The organism is Exiguobacterium sp. SH31 (genome assembly GCF_001816105.1).
GTDB lineage: Bacteria > Bacillota > Bacilli > Exiguobacteriales > Exiguobacteriaceae > Exiguobacterium > Exiguobacterium aurantiacum_A.
The window spans coordinates 1-1,823 of the sequence record NZ_LYTG01000071.1; the positions used below are offsets into that span (position 1 = coordinate 1).

General features: G+C 47.0%; 1 protein-coding gene. It reads left to right on the forward strand.

Features of this window, described 5'->3' with window-relative positions; genetic code table 11:
* A partial coding sequence (locus A6395_RS10285; protein WP_071398936.1) for a PTS sugar transporter subunit IIC occupies positions 1-1,274 on the forward strand: 1,274 nt, incomplete at its 5' end.
* Positions 1,275-1,823 lie beyond the last annotated feature (549 nt).

Consider the following 1,823-nt stretch of genomic DNA (forward strand, 5'->3'; position numbering starts at 1 on the left):
CGAACGCAAAGCCCGTCCTTGCGATTAAGGACGGGTTCATCCTGACAATGCCGATGACGATCATCGGGTCGCTGTTCCTACTGATCTTGGCGTTACCGATTCCAGGTTGGGCCGAGTTCATGTCAGGATTGTTCGGAGCCGATTGGACGCTCCCACTCACGCAAGTCGTCGGTGCGACGTTTGACATCCTCGCTTTGATCGGGGTATTCGGAATCGCCTACTCGTACGTCAAAAACGAAAAGATCGAAGGCGTACCAGCTGGTATCCTCGGAATCATCTCGTTCTTGATTATCACCCAAGCGTCTGTCCTCTCTGAATCAGGAGAAGCAGTCAACGGAGTCATCCCGAAAGTATGGACGGGTGGACAAGGTGTCCTCGCTGCCATCGTCGTCGGTTTAGTCGTCGGATTCATTTATTCGCAATTCATCAAACGCGGGATCAGCATTAAAATGCCTGACGGTGTCCCACCTGGTGTTTCGAACTCATTCTCGGCACTCGTTCCTGGTCTTGCCATCATCGCGCTTGCTGCTGCGACATTCGCTGTCTTCCAAGCGGTTGCAGAGCGTACGTTCACAGAAGTCGTCTATGACGTGCTTCAAGCTCCACTCCAAAACTTGACCGACACACTCGCAGGAGCCGTCATCATCATGGTGCTCATGTCCGTCATGTGGTGGTGTGGAATTCACGGTGCCGCAATCATCATGGGTATCATGGGGCCACTCCTTACAGCAAACGCGCTTCAAAACCAAGCGCTCATCGACTCAGGCCAAACACTTGTTGCCGGTGAGAACGCGAAAATCGTTACAATCCAGTTCCTCGACGTCTTCACGAAGCTCGGTGGTTCAGGAATCACGATCGGATTCATCATCGCCACACTTATCGTCGCCCGCTCGGCTCACTTGAAACAGCTCGGTAAGCTCTCGCTTGCACCAAGTTTGTTCAACATTAACGAGCCGGTCATCTTCGGGATGCCGATCGTGTTCAACCCGATCATGTTCGTACCGTTCGTCATCGTACCTGCCATCGCATCGTTCATGGTGTACTTCTCAATCCTTTGGGGCTGGGTCGATCCGTTCAACGCACTTCAAGTGCCGTGGACAACACCACCGATCATCTCTGGTTTCTTAATCGGCGGATGGCGTGCAGCGCTCTTGCAGATCGTCACGATCGCAATGGCCGTAGCTGTCTACCTCCCGTTCGTCCGCATGCAAGACCGCGTGTCGTACGGGGAAGAAGTGAAAGCACAAGAAGAAGCAGACAAAGCATCAGCCTAAGCAAAAAACGACAGCCCTTCTCAGCGGTGAGAAGGGCTGTTATATTTAGGAAAATGTCTATGAACGTTGAGCGTCCTTGCAACGTCTCGAACTCAAAATCAAGCTCCTCCGTTTCGTCAATGGTCATCTACGAATCGAATACCAATTTAGTAATTTCATTCTACACCAGGCTATCGCTATTAGCGTTTTGTATTCACTTCGGAGTGTTCTACTTAATTTATAGTTCATTAAAACAAAATCAGAATAGGTTATAAATCTCAATATAAGCCCATATTCTATTCTTATTGAAAGTCATTCGCAGTAAATATTCTTTTAACAAATTTGATTAATCCCATTTTTGGTGTTCAGATTGAGATTTTTTATAAGTATATAGCAACTGAGCCAAAAACATAATTAATAATAAAAGCGGTACTAATATTTTTTCAAGAGGCGAGGTTACTGTCAAAAAAATGAACAAAGTAAGAAAGATAAGAATAGGTAACCCTGCATACAATATTCTCTTAAATTTTTGTGTATAAGTGAGTTTGTGGTACATTTTCACTTAAATCC